Origin of the sequence: Oculatella sp. FACHB-28, from assembly GCF_014696015.1 — a bacterium.
Classification (GTDB): Bacteria; Cyanobacteriota; Cyanobacteriia; order Elainellales; family Elainellaceae; genus JAAUTN01.
In genome coordinates this window covers 90,369-105,042 of sequence record NZ_JACJPJ010000072.1, presented here as the reverse complement: position 1 = coordinate 105,042, position 14,674 = coordinate 90,369, and the positions used below count along the sequence as shown (strand labels likewise).

Annotated in this window: 15 protein-coding genes; 10 read left to right on the top strand and 5 right to left on the bottom strand. The window is 48.0% G+C overall.

Annotated features, from left to right (window positions below; translation table 11 throughout):
* Positions 1-7 precede the first annotated feature (7 nt).
* The gene (locus H6F88_RS16420; RefSeq protein WP_190643827.1) at positions 8-1,024 is read right to left on the bottom strand and encodes an NAD(P)-dependent alcohol dehydrogenase; all 1,017 of its coding nucleotides are present in this window, start codon (positions 1,022-1,024) and stop codon (positions 8-10) included.
* Between the two features lie 100 nt (positions 1,025-1,124).
* On the opposite strand from H6F88_RS16420, the gene H6F88_RS16415 reads away from it, so the two are divergent.
* From H6F88_RS16415 to H6F88_RS16395, 5 genes are all read left to right on the top strand, one after another.
* Positions 1,125-2,054 carry a LysR family transcriptional regulator gene (locus H6F88_RS16415; protein WP_190643826.1) on the top strand — a complete coding sequence of 310 codons (930 nt, stop codon included), beginning with the start codon at positions 1,125-1,127 and terminating at the stop codon, positions 2,052-2,054.
* A gap of 259 nt (positions 2,055-2,313) precedes the next feature.
* Positions 2,314-2,583: a helix-turn-helix transcriptional regulator gene (locus H6F88_RS16410; RefSeq protein ID WP_190643825.1), complete on the top strand. Its 270-nt coding sequence runs from the start codon at positions 2,314-2,316 to the stop codon at positions 2,581-2,583.
* Positions 2,576-5,278 (top strand): ATP-binding protein, encoded by a 2,703-nt coding sequence (locus tag H6F88_RS16405; RefSeq protein WP_190643824.1) that lies wholly within the window; start codon positions 2,576-2,578, stop codon positions 5,276-5,278. The genes H6F88_RS16410 and H6F88_RS16405 overlap by 8 nt, the downstream gene beginning before the upstream one ends.
* Positions 5,279-5,474: 196 nt before the next feature.
* Positions 5,475-6,071 (top strand): DUF1517 domain-containing protein, encoded by a 597-nt coding sequence (locus H6F88_RS16400; RefSeq protein ID WP_190643823.1) that lies wholly within the window; start codon positions 5,475-5,477, stop codon positions 6,069-6,071.
* Between the two features lie 25 nt (positions 6,072-6,096).
* Positions 6,097-6,981 carry a hypothetical protein gene (locus tag H6F88_RS16395; RefSeq protein WP_190643822.1) on the top strand — a complete coding sequence of 295 codons (885 nt, stop codon included), beginning with the start codon at positions 6,097-6,099 and terminating at the stop codon, positions 6,979-6,981.
* A gap of 213 nt (positions 6,982-7,194) precedes the next feature.
* Here the strand turns inward: H6F88_RS16395 and dinB are convergent, their stop codons facing one another.
* Both dinB and H6F88_RS16385 read right to left on the bottom strand, forming a co-directional pair.
* On the bottom strand, positions 7,195-8,292 hold the full coding sequence (gene dinB / locus H6F88_RS16390; protein ID WP_190643821.1) for a DNA polymerase IV: 1,098 nt from the start codon (positions 8,290-8,292) through the stop codon (positions 7,195-7,197).
* A 47-nt stretch (positions 8,293-8,339) separates the two neighbouring features.
* Positions 8,340-8,948, bottom strand: coding sequence for a DUF4126 domain-containing protein (locus H6F88_RS16385; protein WP_190643820.1), 609 nt, complete (start codon positions 8,946-8,948; stop codon positions 8,340-8,342).
* 253 nt (positions 8,949-9,201) lie between these two features.
* Here H6F88_RS16385 and H6F88_RS32680 point away from each other — a divergent pair, with 253 nt between their 5' ends.
* Entirely contained in the window at positions 9,202-9,837 is a 636-nt protein-coding gene (locus H6F88_RS32680; RefSeq protein WP_199313886.1) for a DUF6335 family protein, read from the top strand.
* 427 nt (positions 9,838-10,264) lie between these two features.
* On the opposite strand, the gene H6F88_RS16375 is transcribed toward H6F88_RS32680, so the two are convergent.
* Positions 10,265-11,305, bottom strand: a complete 1,041-nt coding sequence (locus H6F88_RS16375) for a hemerythrin domain-containing protein (RefSeq protein WP_190643819.1) — start codon at positions 11,303-11,305, stop codon at positions 10,265-10,267.
* A 296-nt stretch (positions 11,306-11,601) separates the two neighbouring features.
* On the opposite strand from H6F88_RS16375, the gene H6F88_RS16370 reads away from it, so the two are divergent.
* The 3 genes from H6F88_RS16370 (at position 11,602) to H6F88_RS16360 (ending at position 13,215) form a co-directional block, all read left to right on the top strand.
* Positions 11,602-11,793 (top strand): hypothetical protein, encoded by a 192-nt coding sequence (locus H6F88_RS16370; RefSeq protein ID WP_190643818.1) that lies wholly within the window; start codon positions 11,602-11,604, stop codon positions 11,791-11,793.
* Between the two features lie 31 nt (positions 11,794-11,824).
* Positions 11,825-12,211, top strand: coding sequence for a DoxX family membrane protein (locus tag H6F88_RS16365; RefSeq protein WP_190643817.1), 387 nt, complete (start codon positions 11,825-11,827; stop codon positions 12,209-12,211).
* Between the two features lie 299 nt (positions 12,212-12,510).
* The gene (locus H6F88_RS16360; protein WP_199333642.1) at positions 12,511-13,215 is read left to right on the top strand and encodes an alpha/beta hydrolase-fold protein; all 705 of its coding nucleotides are present in this window, start codon (positions 12,511-12,513) and stop codon (positions 13,213-13,215) included.
* 71 nt (positions 13,216-13,286) lie between these two features.
* Here the strand turns inward: H6F88_RS16360 and H6F88_RS16355 are convergent, their stop codons facing one another.
* A complete protein-coding gene (locus H6F88_RS16355) occupies positions 13,287-13,778 on the bottom strand; it encodes a hypothetical protein (protein ID WP_190643815.1) in 492 nt (163 codons plus the stop codon).
* 237 nt (positions 13,779-14,015) lie between these two features.
* On the opposite strand from H6F88_RS16355, the gene H6F88_RS16350 reads away from it, so the two are divergent.
* A complete protein-coding gene (locus H6F88_RS16350) occupies positions 14,016-14,660 on the top strand; it encodes a class I SAM-dependent methyltransferase (RefSeq protein ID WP_190643814.1) in 645 nt (214 codons plus the stop codon).
* The last annotated feature ends 14 nt before the right edge of the window (positions 14,661-14,674 follow it).

The window sequence follows — 14,674 nt, the reverse complement described above, 5'->3', positions numbered from 1 at the left end:
TTTCCTTTCAAAGAGTAATCACGATTTTGCCGAAGTGTAATCCTTGCTCCAGATATTCAAAGGCTTGCTGCGTTTGCTCCGCCGTGAAGGTTTTATCAACCACAGGGTGAATGTGGTGAGTGGCGATCGCCCTATTCATTGCTTCAAAATCTGCTGTGCTGCCTACTTCCATTCCGCGAATCGTTGCCTGTTGATGTAGCAGCGTGAGTGTGTTGAGGGTTGCTTCAAAGCCGTTTAGCAAACCTACGATGGAGATGTGGCCGCCCATGCGAAGGGCATTGAGCGATCGCTGTAGATTCCGTCCTCCCACTGTTTCCACCACTACATCTGCCCCTTGACCCTCTGTAGCCTGGTGAACTACCGTTTCCCACACAGGTGTAGTTTTGTAGTTGATCAAAACATCAGCGCCTAACTGCTGTGCCCGTTTCAGCTTTTCATCGCTGCTAGAAGTGATGATCACAGTTGCGCTCAGAGTTTTAGCAAATTGCAAAGCAAAGATAGAGACTCCACCGGTGCCGTGTAGCAGAACCGTCGCTCCTGGTTGAAGCTTGCCATGCTGCAAGGCATTCCAGGCAGTCAAACCAGCAATTGGTAAGGTCGAAGCTTCAGCCGCAGAAAGGTGAGTCGGATAATGAGTGAGTTGATTTGCCTGAAACAGTTTGTATTCACTCAATTGTCCTGCAACAATCCCTAATCCTGGCCGAGTTTCATAGGAGGTTGCACTGGCAGTCGGTTTGCCGTTCAGCCAGTCAGGAATGAAAGTGGTGACAACGCGATCGCCAACCTTAAACGCGGTTATTTCATTTCCCACTTGCTCAACCACACCTGCGCCATCACAGACTGGAATATAAGGAAGCGGCAAGTTAGGATTTAATTGCCCTCTCACGACTAACAGATCCACGTAGTTGAGAGACACTGCTTCCAGCCTGACCAATACTTCTCTTGGTCCGGGAATTGGGATAGATTGTTCGATGAGTTGCAGGCGATCGATACCAAAACTGTCTCGAAGTTGAATTACTTTCATGACTGTTCTTCAACGCTGTTATCCCTATCATGGGAGGGTTTTCACAGCTTGTCCAAGACCTGTTTTGAGCTATACTGATACCCAAACAGTATCAGCAGTCATGGAACTCCGACATCTCAAATATTTTGTAGCGGTCGCAGAAGAGTTAAACTTTCGCCGTGCAGCCGAACGGTTGTTTATGGAACAACCGCCGTTGAGTCGTCAAATTCGCCAGCTTGAAGATGAGTTGGGTGTGGAGTTGTTTTATCGCAATCGACAGGGTGTATCGCTGACTGCGGCGGGACGAGCCTTTTTAGATGAAGCCCGATTAGCATTAGCACAGGCTGAACGTGCCGCTCAAGCCGCCAGACAAGCAGGCGAGGCACAGCAAACCAAACTGGTGATTGGCTTCTCCATTTGTGTGTTTAATCGCTTGCTCTCTAATGTGATTCAGACGTTTCGTGAGATTGCTCCAGCCGTATCAATTTCCCTAACCGAAGCGAGTACTGCAGCACAGGTGCAGGCGATCGCCACCAAAGATATTGATGTCGGCTTTGTGCATCTCCCGCTCGACCATCCCGATCTCTGTTTTGAAACCGTTTTAACCGAACAGTTAGTCGCGGTATTGCCACAGGGACATTCTCTCGCTGCATTACCCGCCATTCCGCTGCACCTGCTTGCAAATGAACCGTTTGTGCTGTGTCCAGAGCAGGTGAAACCCGATTTTTATTACCAGATCATGCGCCTATGTGAACAGGCAGGATTCCAGCCCAAGGTCGCGCAAGAAGCAACCCCACCGGAAGTAGTTGTGAGTTTTGTAGAAGCGGGTGCTGGCGTTTCCCTGGTCGCATCGGGTGCCCAAACGCGACACAGCGCTGGAGTAGTATATCGGGCGATCGCTGAATCAACTCCTCCAATTGAAGTTGCCGTAGCATGGCACAAACAAAACCAGTCACCCACTTTATCCCAGTTCTTAAGAGTTGTTCGTGACGCTCGATCCAAGCAAATTTCTCTACCAGGTCATGACGTTTTTGCTCAAATGCTTCTTTAAGTAGAGGCAGTGTACAAGTCCTGCGATCGCCTTCAGAATACTGGAGCTAAATTCAATCCTGGCGTGGTGCTTAGCCTTAGTAGATGGGTCAGTTGGATGGAGTGAACCAGGCTAATTTCATCCAGGTACTCACAAATGGAGCCATCTGACGGTTATGGTGTTGCTCCCTACTCTTGTGCGTAACAAAAGCTTGTGCCGTGCGATAGATATACAGAACCTGAGAAAGAGAGTTATATAGGACTTTATAGTTGCGGTTCATATGCCTCTCAGCGACAACCAGTTGACGGTAAAACAACCAACGATTGGTAAATTAATCCGTGCCCTACGGCAGGAGATGAAACTCTCTCAACAGAAGTTTGCTGCCGAATTTGGAGTCACGTTTCCAACCGTTAATTGGTGGGAGAATGGAAAAGCGATGCCTTCTCCACTGGCAAGGCAGCGAATTGATTCCCTGCTCGAACAGTTAGGAGCGCAGGGCGAAATCCTGCGGTCAGCGTACCTCTTAACTGAGGAGGAGAGGGATGACTAATGGCGTTTCTGAAGATGATATCCTGACCACTCATGAGTTATTTGAGCGATCGCCCAAGCAACCTGATCTAGCAGCTGAAAACCAGGTATTGCGAAGCCTGGGACAACAGCTGATTAAACCGCCTCACATCATCCTCAAGCATTTTGCGGAGATTGCCAGAGAGCTATGTCAGGCAGGTGCAGCGGGGGTCAGTCTCGTTGAAGTAACTCCAGACGGGGAGGAAGTTTTTCGCTGGGTTGCCTTGTCAGGAACCTATGAACCGTTTCAGGGAAATACGACACCTCGCAATTTCAGCCCTTGTGGGAGTTGCCTGGATCAAAAAAACGCCCAGCTTTATTCCCATCCTGAGCGCTACTTCACCTGTTTACAATCCTTGACTCCGCCACCTGTGGAAATGCTGATGGTGCCGCTGCTGTTGGCAGATCGGAATCTGGGCACCATCTGGGTTGTGACACACGAGCCGCAACGACAGTTTGATCGTGAGGATGCGCGGGTGCTAGCAAGCCTGACGGAATTTTTAGCCGTAGCTTTGTCTAGTGCCCAAGCCCGTCAGATTGCTGAAGAAAGGCAAGAAGCTTTGCGTGAAAGTGAAGCTAGGTTTCAAACGCTCGTCACTAATATGCCAGGGATGGTGTATCGATATAACGGAAATACAGAGTCCTTCACTTATGTCAGTTCTTGTTGCCGTAAACTCTTTGAATTAGAGCCAGAGGCAATCCTTGAGGATGCTAATGCACTGTGGACGTTAGTTCATCCTGATGATTCTCAATCTCTAAAAGATTCGATTGCTGCCGCCATTCGAGATTTCTTGCCCTGGCAGTGGGAGGGACGCATCATTACTCCGTCGGGTCAATTCAAATGGATTCAGGGCAGTTCCAGTTCTGAAGAAACAAGTGAAGGAGCCGTTTGGGATGGTTTGCTCTTTGACATTAGCGATCGCAAACAAACTGAAGAAGCACTTCGTGATCAAAAAGCTCGTCTACATTTAATCCTTGAGAGCGCTAAAGACTATGCCATCTTCACCCTGGATCTAAAAGGGCGAATTACTAGTTGGAACGCAGGAGCAAAACGACTGCTGGGATATGAAGAAGCTGAGATTGTCGGAGAAAGTGGAAGGATCATCTTTACACCTGAAGACAGTGCCCTAGGGGAACACGAAAGGGAACTGCAAATTGCCTTCACCCAAGGGCGAAAAGAAAACGAGCGTTGGCATGTGCGAAAGGATAGGAGCCGCTTTTGGGGCAGTGGTTTAGTCATGCCTCTACGCGATGAGGACAACTCGGTTCGAGGGTTTGTCAAAATTATGCAGGATAAGACGATTCAACGACAGTCAGAAGAAGCTTTACGCCAAAGTGAGTCCCGTCTCCAGCTTGCCCTACTGGAGCGAGAGCAGTTACTCGCCCATGAGCAGGCAGCACGGGAGGAAGCAGAAGCCGCTAACCGGATTAAAGATGAATTCTTGGCAGTGCTGTCCCATGAGTTGCGATCGCCTCTCAATCCCATCCTGGGCTGGATCGGGTTACTTCGCAACGGTAGGTTAAACGCAGCAAAGACGGCCTATGCCCTAGAAACAATTGAGCGCAATGCCAGACTACAAACACAGCTGATTGAAGATTTGCTAGACATTTCTCGAATTTTGCGCGGCAAACTCACCTTTAATCGGGTTCCTGTGAACTTAGCCGCAATCATTAGTGCTGCTCTGGAAACTGTGCGGCTTGCCGCAGAAGCGAAATCCATCGACTTGCAGTTCACAATTTTAGCTTTTGGCTCAGACAGCGGGCAGTTCTCAGCATCTATTAAGGCTGATCAGCCGCCCAATCAACCAAATCCTGGAACCCAAAATTCCATTTTTTTGGTTTTAGGTGACTCTGCTCGGCTGCAACAGGTCGTTTGGAATTTGCTCTCCAACGCCATCAAATTTACGCCCAACAGAGGTAAGGTTGAGGTACGTTTGACGCAGATTGAGTCGGACAGAAGTGAGTCGGAACGTAACATCAGCTCTCCCGCTGCTCCTACCTACGCTCAAATTCAGGTCAGCGATACAGGCAAAGGCATTCCTGCCGATTTTCTACCCCATGTATTTGAACATTTCCGTCAGGCAGACAGCACAACAACTCGGCAGTTTGGTGGGTTAGGGTTAGGCTTGGCGATCGCTCGTCAATTGGTCGAGCTACATGGCGGAACTATTCAAGTAGAAAGTCCTGGAGAAGACCAGGGGGCAACGTTTACGGTGAGGCTGCCACTGTTCAGAGATGAGCGAGAAGCAGCAAGCAATGAAATGACCAATCTTTTCCGCTCCCCTCTTCCTTCCCTGCTTTCAGGCGTTCGGATACTGTTAGTTGATGATGAAGCTGATGCGAGAGATTTAATTAGCTTCATATTAAAGGGAAGTGGCGCAGAGGTATCTACTGTGGGCTCTGCGTCTGAAGCATTAGAAGTTTTCAGACAAACCAAAGTGGATGTATTGGTGAGTGATATTGGAATGCCGGACATGGACGGTTATATGTTAATGCAGCAAATTCGAGCGATGCCAGAGGGAGAGCGAATTTCGGCGATCGCTGTGACAGCATACGCAGGCGAAGTAAATCAGCAACAAGTGCTTGCGGCTGGATTCCAGCAACATATTGCTAAACCGATAGAACCTGTCGAGCTAGTTCAGGCGATCGCCCGCTTAAAGAATGCTGTTGGTCGGTAATTACCCCTTTCACCAGACCTCCTGGTAAATCACTTTTTGACGCAAAATAGTAATGTAGTTCCGTCTCACTACATTTACACGAGAGGTCTACCTAAGGATGACTTGCAAATGGCTCAACTTCTCTCTTCCTACTGAGTATGAGAGAGAGGCAATTTTTATAGGCTGGGGTTGAGCTAAAATTAGAGGTGTGAAAGGAATGAGTTCTTGGCGCGATCGCCTCAACCGAGCCAGCGGCAAAACCCGTTTTGCAGTCTGTCGTATCCTGCTCCACTTGGCAGGCAAGGAAGTTGCACCCCTGCTAGGAGTGCTTAACCAGACAGGGCGGCAAGCCGTAGAGCATGAGGGAGATATGCATGTTTTAGGAGAAGGGTTGGCTGAAATTTGCCAAACGCTCCTACAGTACGACCTCTACTGGCAGTCAGCTACCAACGAGGGGGATGTCTTTTGGGATGAAGGGGAGGCTGGTGACTACGTCGATGAGTTGTTTACAGACTCTGCTGGGCGTTATCAGAGTGGTTTAGACCTGGATGCTTCTCCAGAAGACGCTTTATCCTTACCCATCACTCATAACTTAGTTGTCATGCTAACAGTAGCGTATGAGGGAGAATCACCTGATTTAGAAACTGACCTGGCTGATCTAGCCGCTCTTAAAGCAGGTCTGAAAGCAATGATCAATCTTCACTATCAGGGCAGATTACGAGCGGTTCAGGTTCACTTCTCTCCTGCACAGTTGGGAGATGAACTGACTTCAGAACAACTATTGCTCAACTTTCCAGAACTTCTGCCTCTCTAGCTTCAACAACTTTAAAAGAACAACTATGAATAGTATTCAAACTTTAACCACTAAAATTCGCCAATTCCTAATTTTTTCAATGGTTCTAGCATTAGGAGTGACGACTGTTTCTTGTGGTGTTCCTTATGCTGGAGATCCCTATTCCGGTACTTCACCCTCGCCTCAAAGTCAACCTGCTAGCTCGCCAACCCCTCAAAGTCAGTTGTCGGATGGACAATATCCTGTACAGCAGGTGACATATGACGATGCTTCAGGGGAATACAGTGCGATGCTTCTCAATACGGCTCCTGGTGAGTCTTCGGTTTTTCGGACGACCAACTTGGCGATGGCGCGGTTGACCGACGAGGAGATTAACAGTGGGAAACAAAGTTATTTGGCGGTTGAGCAAGGACAGCCAGCTCTGCATCTCACAGAAGACTTTAGAATTGAGTATGTTCACAATGTGGCTGAGACGGTCACCGATCCTCAAACGGGTCAGCAGGAGACGGTAATTGTTCAAAGGGACACAAGCTTCTGGACACCGTTTGCTGGAGCATTGGCAGGGCAAGCTTTGGGCAGTCTACTGTTTACGCCCCATTATTACGTGCCACCCGTTTATAGTCCTGGAGTAGCTCTGGTTGGCTATGGCGGATATGGCAGAACTTATAATCAGGCAGTGCAGCGCTATCAGACTCGCTATCAGGCTCCTCCGGCTGAAGTTCGCAACCGTCAAGTGTTGAGAACTAGTGGACGACTGAGATCGCCCACAGCCGGTCAAACCAGAACTCGCCGAACAACCAGTGGCGATCGCGGGACGGGTTCAGGTTATGGTTCCTCGACCTTGCGTCGCAACCGTTCTGCTCCGAGACCTACTTACCGTCAACCTAGCGGTTTTGGCGGCAGGTCAAGTAGACCTCGCAGACGACGTTAAAAACCTACGGTTCCAGAATCTCGACTAGAATTCGCAAAAGATCTTCTAAAACTCCCAGAATGGTTTGGGCGATTGCTGCCATTAGTGTAGTCGTTTCTTATACTCTTCTAAAAATTAGGGCTACAGATGGAAGGGCACCCCGCGACGCGGGGTGCCCTTCCATCTGTAGCTTGTTCTTGCGGGAACGGTATTACAGCAATTCTTTCTGGGGGATTACGAGTGAAAAAATGGAGGTAACTCTAGAAGAAGCTGGTCATAGCAAAGAGGCACAGACGGCTCGGTGAGGTTAGACACGGTTAAGCCCAACAATCTCACTTTTCGAGAGCGGTCAAGATGCTCTAGCAGCAAAGCAGTTGCCAGGTTGCAGACTACACTAACTTCTCGCAACAATACATTCACCGTTTGAGCACGAGTAACCTGCTGATAATCGGCGTATTTGATCTTCAGGGTTAGCGTATATCCATATCGCTGATGTTTGTTCATCCGTTCGACGACTTCCTCAGCCAATTTCTTCAACATTGCCGTCATTGTCTCAAGCTCTTCCAGATCTTCCGCAAAGGATTCCTCTGCCCCGATTGATTTACGAATTCGATTAGGGTTGACGGGTCGATCATCCTCAGCCCTAGCGACTCGGTAGTAATAGCGTCCTGCCTTACCAAACCGCTGCACCAAATCGGTTTCTGACCATTGCTTCAAATCCAGACCGGTGTGAATACCCAGGGATTGCATCTTTCGCGCAGTTGCAGTCCCCACTCCATAGAATTTTTCGATGGGCAAAGTCTCGACAAAAGAAGCAGCCTGTTCAGGTGAAATCAGATACAGTCCATCCGGTTTATCCAACCCTGAAGCAATCTTTGCAAGAAATTTGTTGATAGATACACCCGCTGAGGCGGTCAGGTGAGTCTCCTGCCAAATCGCTTGTTTAATCTCACGGGCGATTGCCATTGCAGAAGGAATATCCAACTTGTTTTGAGTCACATCCAGGTATGCCTCATCCAGTGATAATGGCTCCACCAGGTCAGTGTAACGATAAAAGATTTCTCGAATCTGCTGTGAGACAGCTCGATAAACCTCAAATCGAGGTGTGACAAACAGCAAATGAGGACACCGCTGTTTAGCAATGCGAGAAGGCAGTGCCGAGTGAACACCATACTTGCGGGCTTCATAGCTAGCCGCAGCCACTGCTCCCCGTTGCTCTGGCTTGCCACCTACTGCGATCGGTTTATTGCGATAAGGAGGATGGTCACGCTGCTCGACGGAAGCAAAGAAGGCATCCATATCAATGTGGATGATTTTGCGAGGAGCAGACATACTCAGAGATTGTTCAGCGGCTCCAATATTTTAGTACAATTGTCCTCTTAGCTCTCACTAGGGTCAGTGATTTGGGGCGATCGCAGCGCAGCAAGAAACACCCAAAGTCGCTGAGTTCCAACGATTAACAGGATAAGCAACAAAGCTCCTGCAACCAGGGGCACAGTGACAGCCAGGACTGAAAGCGTAACGGCTAACACTAACTCAATTGTCGCCAAAATCGGATTGGTTAACCCGCCTGATGCAGCAGTTGAGGTAAGCCGAAACAGGTTCATCACTCCTTTTGTCAATCCGGCGGCTCCACCCCCCGCTATCAAAGCAAGGGTCCACTGGGCGACCGGGTTAATATCTGGAGTTAGGGAAGCTGCAACCACGGTCCCAGTGACTACGGCTGCTGGGGTTGAGACAATATCAAGTAGATGATCAAGCCAGGGAACATAGTAACCCGTGATCTCTAGAACGCAGGCGATCGCAAACACAGCGAGTGCTTGGGGTGTTTCAAGCCAATCAAAGTCTGTTGGCAGATTTAGGTGAGCCACGACAGAAGCCCCACTCAGCACCAACAGCGGCACAAAGACTCGAAAGCCCGCAGCCACACTAAGACTAATCCCCAATAAAACTTCAATCAGCGTACCCAGGCTAAAGAAGTGACTCATGACTCTAACAGATATCTCTTCACCGACTTATTGTCCTAGTCTATCTAATGCCAATTCTTAGAATTAGGGCGATAGGTGGAAAGACCTTCCTCGACGGGGAAGATCTTTTCATCTGTTGTCCGTTTTTATTGAAAAGGTAGTGCAAACACAGGTATTTTTCAGCCTATTAGTCGACTTTTGTCTGTCCATATGAAGAGTTTGATTAAGACCCAGATTAGCTAATGTGCAGATATAGATACCGAGGCTTTGCAGGATGACCAGTATGGAAAATGCTAGAGAACCAGAACAAAATGCAGACTTCGAGGCAATTCGAGAAGAAGTTGAGCAAGAATTTGAAGCCGAGTTTCCTTTGAAGGATTCAATTAGCTCAGAGCCAGGAGCACTTCCCGATATTGAAAACGAAATTGGTTTAAAGCAGGTTGACCTTAATCAGGCTGTAATTGACACCGTTGCAACAGACGACACGGATGACAACCTGGATGCTGATGATGATGGCGTTATGGATGCTGATGACAACGAAGAAGCAATCAGCAACCTTCCACAAGAATCTACTGAATCCTACGGTACTGGGCTTCAAGGACAACCGAGCGATCGCGCCGGTCGCTACTCACGTCGTGGCAGCCACACATTAAACGAGCCCGACTACGTCCTAACTGGTGGAGATGTAGATGCCAACTATGAAGATGCAGAGGCAGTAGGTGAAGAGGGAGTCGGTGGAACTGTAGACACTCCTGATCAAGATGTGGTTGAAGAATTGGCCGCAGCGGTAGGGATTCAAACCGACGATCGCAGCTTTTTGAGAACAAATGACATGTTAGAAGAGCGCGACGATCGCCGCTGGGAGCTAGACCCAACATCCTCAGAAGACTATCAAGACCGTCGAGGTTAAGGATATAGCTGCGTCTGTTTCTTAAGACAGCACTTTAGTGTAAGAAAGCTCCCGTACGTGGGAGTTTTCTTACACTAAAGTGCTTTAACCAAGGCGCGTAGTACTATAACTCTCTTTTTATGATCGCCTCGTTTCCATACTTTGCTCTAGAAGTGAGCGATCGGAGGTAAAGCCTCAACATTGGCTTCCTGCTAGGAACTACAGCAATTTCCACTTGTATCCTACAAATTCCTGTAGGGGCGGTTCGCGAACCGCCCCTACGCTATGGTTTATCCACTTTAAAGTAGCTGTAGGAACCAGGGAACAAGCCAGGAACGAGAGAACAAAGGAAATTGAAGTCAGAATACAGATAGAAGGGCACCCTACTTAGCAGGGTGCCCTTCTATCTGTATCCCGTTTTATTGCAATGGCAAGACTACAACAAAAGCTACACCGTCATTTCCTGCTGAATCCTGCTTTTAGCAGCTTTGAACTCCGTCGCCATTTGTTCCTTTTGCTCAGTACTACAGTTCTTATCAATCGCTGCAAACAAAGTACTTTCTTCCTGACGAATGTGATCACCCACAACATCCATCAAGTCCTTAATCCGAGAGCGAAATTCATCCGCATTTGAGTTGGGATCAAGCGATCGGATCTGATCCAACATCCGCTTCATTTCAGCTTGCTCGTCATAAAGCTCTTGCGTATCACCATCCCCATAGAAGGGGCGTACTTTTGGATAAACCAACTCTTCCTCAGCTTGAGCATGGGTGAGCAAATCTTTGTAGAGCTGCCCAAAATACTCTTGCAGCTTTTGCGGATCTTTAGTCGCACCAATTTCGGTGAAAATTGTATTCACCTTATTGTGATCTAGCCGGATCAAGGTCTGGATGTTCATATCCTGCTTGTCCGAATTTTGGGTGACAACGCTGCCAGCTACACCAGAAAGGGCAGCGATCGCATCCTGTACCCGTGCCCATAGCCCCTGATCAGCATCCTGCCCAGTCATTTCCCGGACACCGACCTGCTCTAACATTCCTTTAAGCTGTTCCTGATGGGCACGTCCCTCAAAGTTGACGGTGTTCAGGGGAGCGATCGCCACTTCGATATCTGCCCCTACTTTTTGGGCTGCTTTGTGAATAGTTATCCCACTCATAGCTTGACCATGCTTCATCAACTCATGGTGTATGAGTTTTTGGTAGAACGTAAACTCATCACCCGACATCATCTGCTCAAACTGCTGAGTAAATGTCTTAGTTGCAGCACTGGGTTCAACTTGAATGCCGTATTGAACAATCACAGTTTCGATAATGCCCAGATTTTTCTGGTCATCCTGGAGCATATTTTGGAGACGCTCACGCACATCGTTATACGGGCAAGCCTTAATCAGTTTTTGATCGTTAGAGATAATTAAATTTTGGAAGGACTGCAAGTCTGCCAGCCTTTCACCAATCATACGTCGCTTTTCGTCGTTCAACGATACAGCCATGCTAAATAACTCCTGCAAAAATAACTTGAAATACCATTGCTGGAATACGGCATCAAGCTTTGAATTGCCTGATGCCGCAATACCCAGTACCTTAGATTCTGCAAATGCATAGATTTATATCCACCTAGCCAAAGTTAGATGTAAGTGTTCTAAACAGGTGACTTGTAGGTACAACATAACCCACCTGACTCTCCCGCTAAAGGGGGATAGCTCCGATCAACCGGTTTGCTAGCGTCTAGATAAGCCTGTACTCCACAGGATGAAGTAGTAAAGTCAACGAATTAGAGGTACGAGTCATGACTCAAGATAAGAATAGAGAAGGTATCGATCTTGGAGGTGCTCCCTCACCTCAAGAACAAGCCCCTGCGGCATATCAAGATGAGCAAGAAAGAGAGGAATACAGAAAAATAGGAGCTGAACAGGTGAAAGCTGAACAAAAGAAAAATGAGGTTGAAGGGTCTCCTAACCAGGGAACAGACTCTCGCTAGTTTTTGTGAAGTCGCTGACCTGATAAACGCAATGGCCCGATATAAGACTGTTTTTCGGATTTTTCTGGCGATCGCAATGGTTGTGATTGGCATAAAGCATTTCACTGACCCGGCTCCCTTCGTCAGCATTGTGCCATCCTCTCTTCCTCATCCGCTGGCACTGGTTTACGGCAGTGGCTTCTTTGAAATATTGGGCGGAGCTGGATTACTCATTCCTCAATTTAGTCGTGCAGCAGCCTGGATTCTCGTCATTTTATTTATTGCCGTTTTTCCAGCCAACCTGTATCAGGCCATCCATAACATTCCAGTACCCGCTCTACCCAATGATCCGCCCTTAATTTGGCTGCGACTTCCCTTCCAAATACTTTTAGTCGTTTGGGCAGGGTGGTTTACTCGTCAGGATAGTCCCGGGTTCTAGTATCACCGTAGCAATTTCACGTTCAAAAACATACGCCGTTGCTGAATGCGGGTATGACTCACGGATTTCAATCCCCTCTGTAGGGGCATGGCAATGCCATGCCCCTACGGAATTCATACTATGTGCTACTGAGGTGTCGAAGAGCGGCAAGCGATCGCAGTGAGCAACACTGAATGAAGCAATTTAACCACTCTCCCCATCATTGGACTCGACGACGGCTACTCCGGTTGGGAGTAACAGGTGCTATACCCATCGCTGTTGCTCAAATATCAAGTTGCACAACACACAACCTGCTAAGCATGGGATCTTCAAAGCAAACCAATTTAACCACAGGGCGATTGCGTGCCCGCCCTACACAACCTACAGAGACTGGTTCTGCGGGGCTTCATCCCCTAGGGCTAAGTGATAGCCGAGATGGTGTTATTTATGTACCTGCTGGTTATCGTGGCGAGCGCTCCGCTCCCCTAATCTTGATGCTACATGGGGCGGGAGGAGATGCCGAGGGAGCTATGAATATACTCCAAGACTTGGCGGATCCATTCGAGACAATCTTGCTGGCTGTAGACTCACGTCGCCAGACGTGGGACGTCATCATGAGCCAATATGGGCCTGATGTTGCCTTCATCGATCAAGCACTAACGCAAACGTTTACCCGGTATGCCATAGATCCTAACCGGATTGCGATCGCGGGTTTCTCTGATGGGGCTTCCTATGCCCTCTCTGTTGGACTCACCAATGGAGATTTGTTTAAGCACATCATTGCTTTTTCACCCGGATTCATGGCACCAGCAGATCAGGTTGGTTCACCCCGGCTGTTTGTTTCTCATGGTCAGCGGGATACGGTTTTGCCCATCGATCGATGTAGCCGTCGAATTGTACCTCGGTTGCAACAAGCAGGTTATGACGTGCTGTATCAGGAGTTTGACGGACCTCACACTGTTCCAGGGGAGATCAGACGTGCTGCTTTGGAATGGTTTATGAATGAGACTGCCGCTACTCCCTAAGCCACTACAGGCTACGCTCACTCAGGTAATGAGTTCTAGGTAATGAGCTGCATCATTCGCTTAACCTGTAGTCAACGCAGCTCTTGAACCAACAAAACAATCCAGGTGCAAATAAAAAGTAGTGGCACCACGACCGCAGGCATCTGAGCCAAACGGCGAGTGGTTGTCGTACCCTGAATTGGGGGAAAATGTTCTGTGGTGTTGTCTGAGGGATAAGTTTGAAATGACTTTCGCAAGCTAGCCATGTAAACCAGAGAAGTCAAGATACCCACATAAATGAGCAGGCTAGTAATCAAAGAAATGCCAGGAATAATCCAGAGTAGAAGATCATGCAGATCAGCATAGCCATCATTCTCTGGCTTTGGAGGCGAACTGAGTAACGTTGCGAACCCACTAAAGAAAAAGGATTGTGAAATAATGAGCCAGTTCACCCGTTGATTCATTGAGTCATCTTCATTGCTGATCTGCTCATGAATCAGCTGATAAAAATCAGCCGTAGGTAAAGATTTAGGCGGGTCAATAACTTCAGGCGGCTTTTCTACACTCTCACGGTCAATTACCATTTTTAGCAAACCAAGATTTTGTAGAATACAATCGTCCTCCTGTAGAGTAGCCAGCGATTCTCTATTGCGGCTCTACCCCAGGAATAATAACGTTTCTCTAAAAAGAAGCTACAGACGGAAGGGCACGCCGCTAAATAGAGTGTCCTTCCATCTGTAGCCCTAATTTTTGGACTTGGTATAACCTAAGATCGCTAGAGAAATGAACTTTAATTGAGCGACTTGTGAGAGGAGTATTGCATGATCCAGGTTTTACAGAGTTGGTTGGAGATTGGCAATGCAACACTGTCATTGCAACATCAAGAATTACCGACTCACATCACGGTTCAAAAAAATTGGGATCAGTTTTTGCTAGCTCAACAACTCCTGCACACGCCTAAACAGTCTGCAATTCTAGATCTTGGCTGTGGCGACTGCTGCACCTTGAAGTTTCTAGCCGCATTAGGTTTCACCAACTTATTTGGGATTGACCTTCATCTTCCCCCGTCCTCCACGCTGCCTTACAAGCTGCATCAGGGAGATCTAATGAATACATCTTTCCCCGATGAATCTTTTGATTGGGCAGTTAGTATCTCTGTGATTGAACATGGAGTCGATCTAAAAGCCTTTTTCCATGAAGCTTACCGAATTCTCAAGCCAAACGGGATGCTTTTTGTCACGACTGATTACTGGGAAGACAAAGTGGAAGTAGATTCCTCTATTCAACCGTTTGGGCTTTCCTGGCAGATTTTCTCCAAGCCTCAAGTTGAAGAAGCGATCGCCATCGCCCAGACTTGTGGTTTTGACCTCGAACAAGATAGCATCCCAGCTTGTACAGATAAAACTGTCACCTGGTACAAAAAAGACTACACCTTTCTTGCTTCGACCTTCAAAAAAACAACTTGAAGTTGCTCCAAATG

What these genes read in the sequence shown, in the direction of transcription:
- H6F88_RS16375 (WP_190643819.1), bottom strand. Translation starts at nt 11,305, where the DNA reads ATGGCTGTATCGTTGAACGACGAAAAGCGACGTATGATTGGTGAAAGG.
- H6F88_RS16385 (WP_190643820.1), bottom strand. Translation starts at nt 8,948, where the DNA reads ATGAGTCACTTCTTTAGCCTGGGTACGCTGATTGAAGTTTTATTGGGG.
- dinB (WP_190643821.1), bottom strand. Translation starts at nt 8,292, where the DNA reads ATGTCTGCTCCTCGCAAAATCATCCACATTGATATGGATGCCTTCTTT.
- H6F88_RS16350 (WP_190643814.1), top strand. Translation starts at nt 14,016, where the DNA reads ATGATCCAGGTTTTACAGAGTTGGTTGGAGATTGGCAATGCAACACTG.
- H6F88_RS16415 (WP_190643826.1), top strand. Translation starts at nt 1,125, where the DNA reads ATGGAACTCCGACATCTCAAATATTTTGTAGCGGTCGCAGAAGAGTTA.
- H6F88_RS16395 (WP_190643822.1), top strand. Translation starts at nt 6,097, where the DNA reads ATGAATAGTATTCAAACTTTAACCACTAAAATTCGCCAATTCCTAATT.
- H6F88_RS16370 (WP_190643818.1), top strand. Translation starts at nt 11,602, where the DNA reads ATGACTCAAGATAAGAATAGAGAAGGTATCGATCTTGGAGGTGCTCCC.
- H6F88_RS16365 (WP_190643817.1), top strand. Translation starts at nt 11,825, where the DNA reads ATGGCCCGATATAAGACTGTTTTTCGGATTTTTCTGGCGATCGCAATG.
- H6F88_RS16410 (WP_190643825.1), top strand. Translation starts at nt 2,314, where the DNA reads ATGCCTCTCAGCGACAACCAGTTGACGGTAAAACAACCAACGATTGGT.
- H6F88_RS16405 (WP_190643824.1), top strand. Translation starts at nt 2,576, where the DNA reads ATGACTAATGGCGTTTCTGAAGATGATATCCTGACCACTCATGAGTTA.
- H6F88_RS16355 (WP_190643815.1), bottom strand. Translation starts at nt 13,778, where the DNA reads ATGGTAATTGACCGTGAGAGTGTAGAAAAGCCGCCTGAAGTTATTGAC.
- H6F88_RS32680 (WP_199313886.1), top strand. Translation starts at nt 9,202, where the DNA reads ATGACCAGTATGGAAAATGCTAGAGAACCAGAACAAAATGCAGACTTC.
- H6F88_RS16400 (WP_190643823.1), top strand. Translation starts at nt 5,475, where the DNA reads ATGAGTTCTTGGCGCGATCGCCTCAACCGAGCCAGCGGCAAAACCCGT.
- H6F88_RS16360 (WP_199333642.1), top strand. Translation starts at nt 12,511, where the DNA reads ATGGGATCTTCAAAGCAAACCAATTTAACCACAGGGCGATTGCGTGCC.
- H6F88_RS16420 (WP_190643827.1), bottom strand. Translation starts at nt 1,024, where the DNA reads ATGAAAGTAATTCAACTTCGAGACAGTTTTGGTATCGATCGCCTGCAA.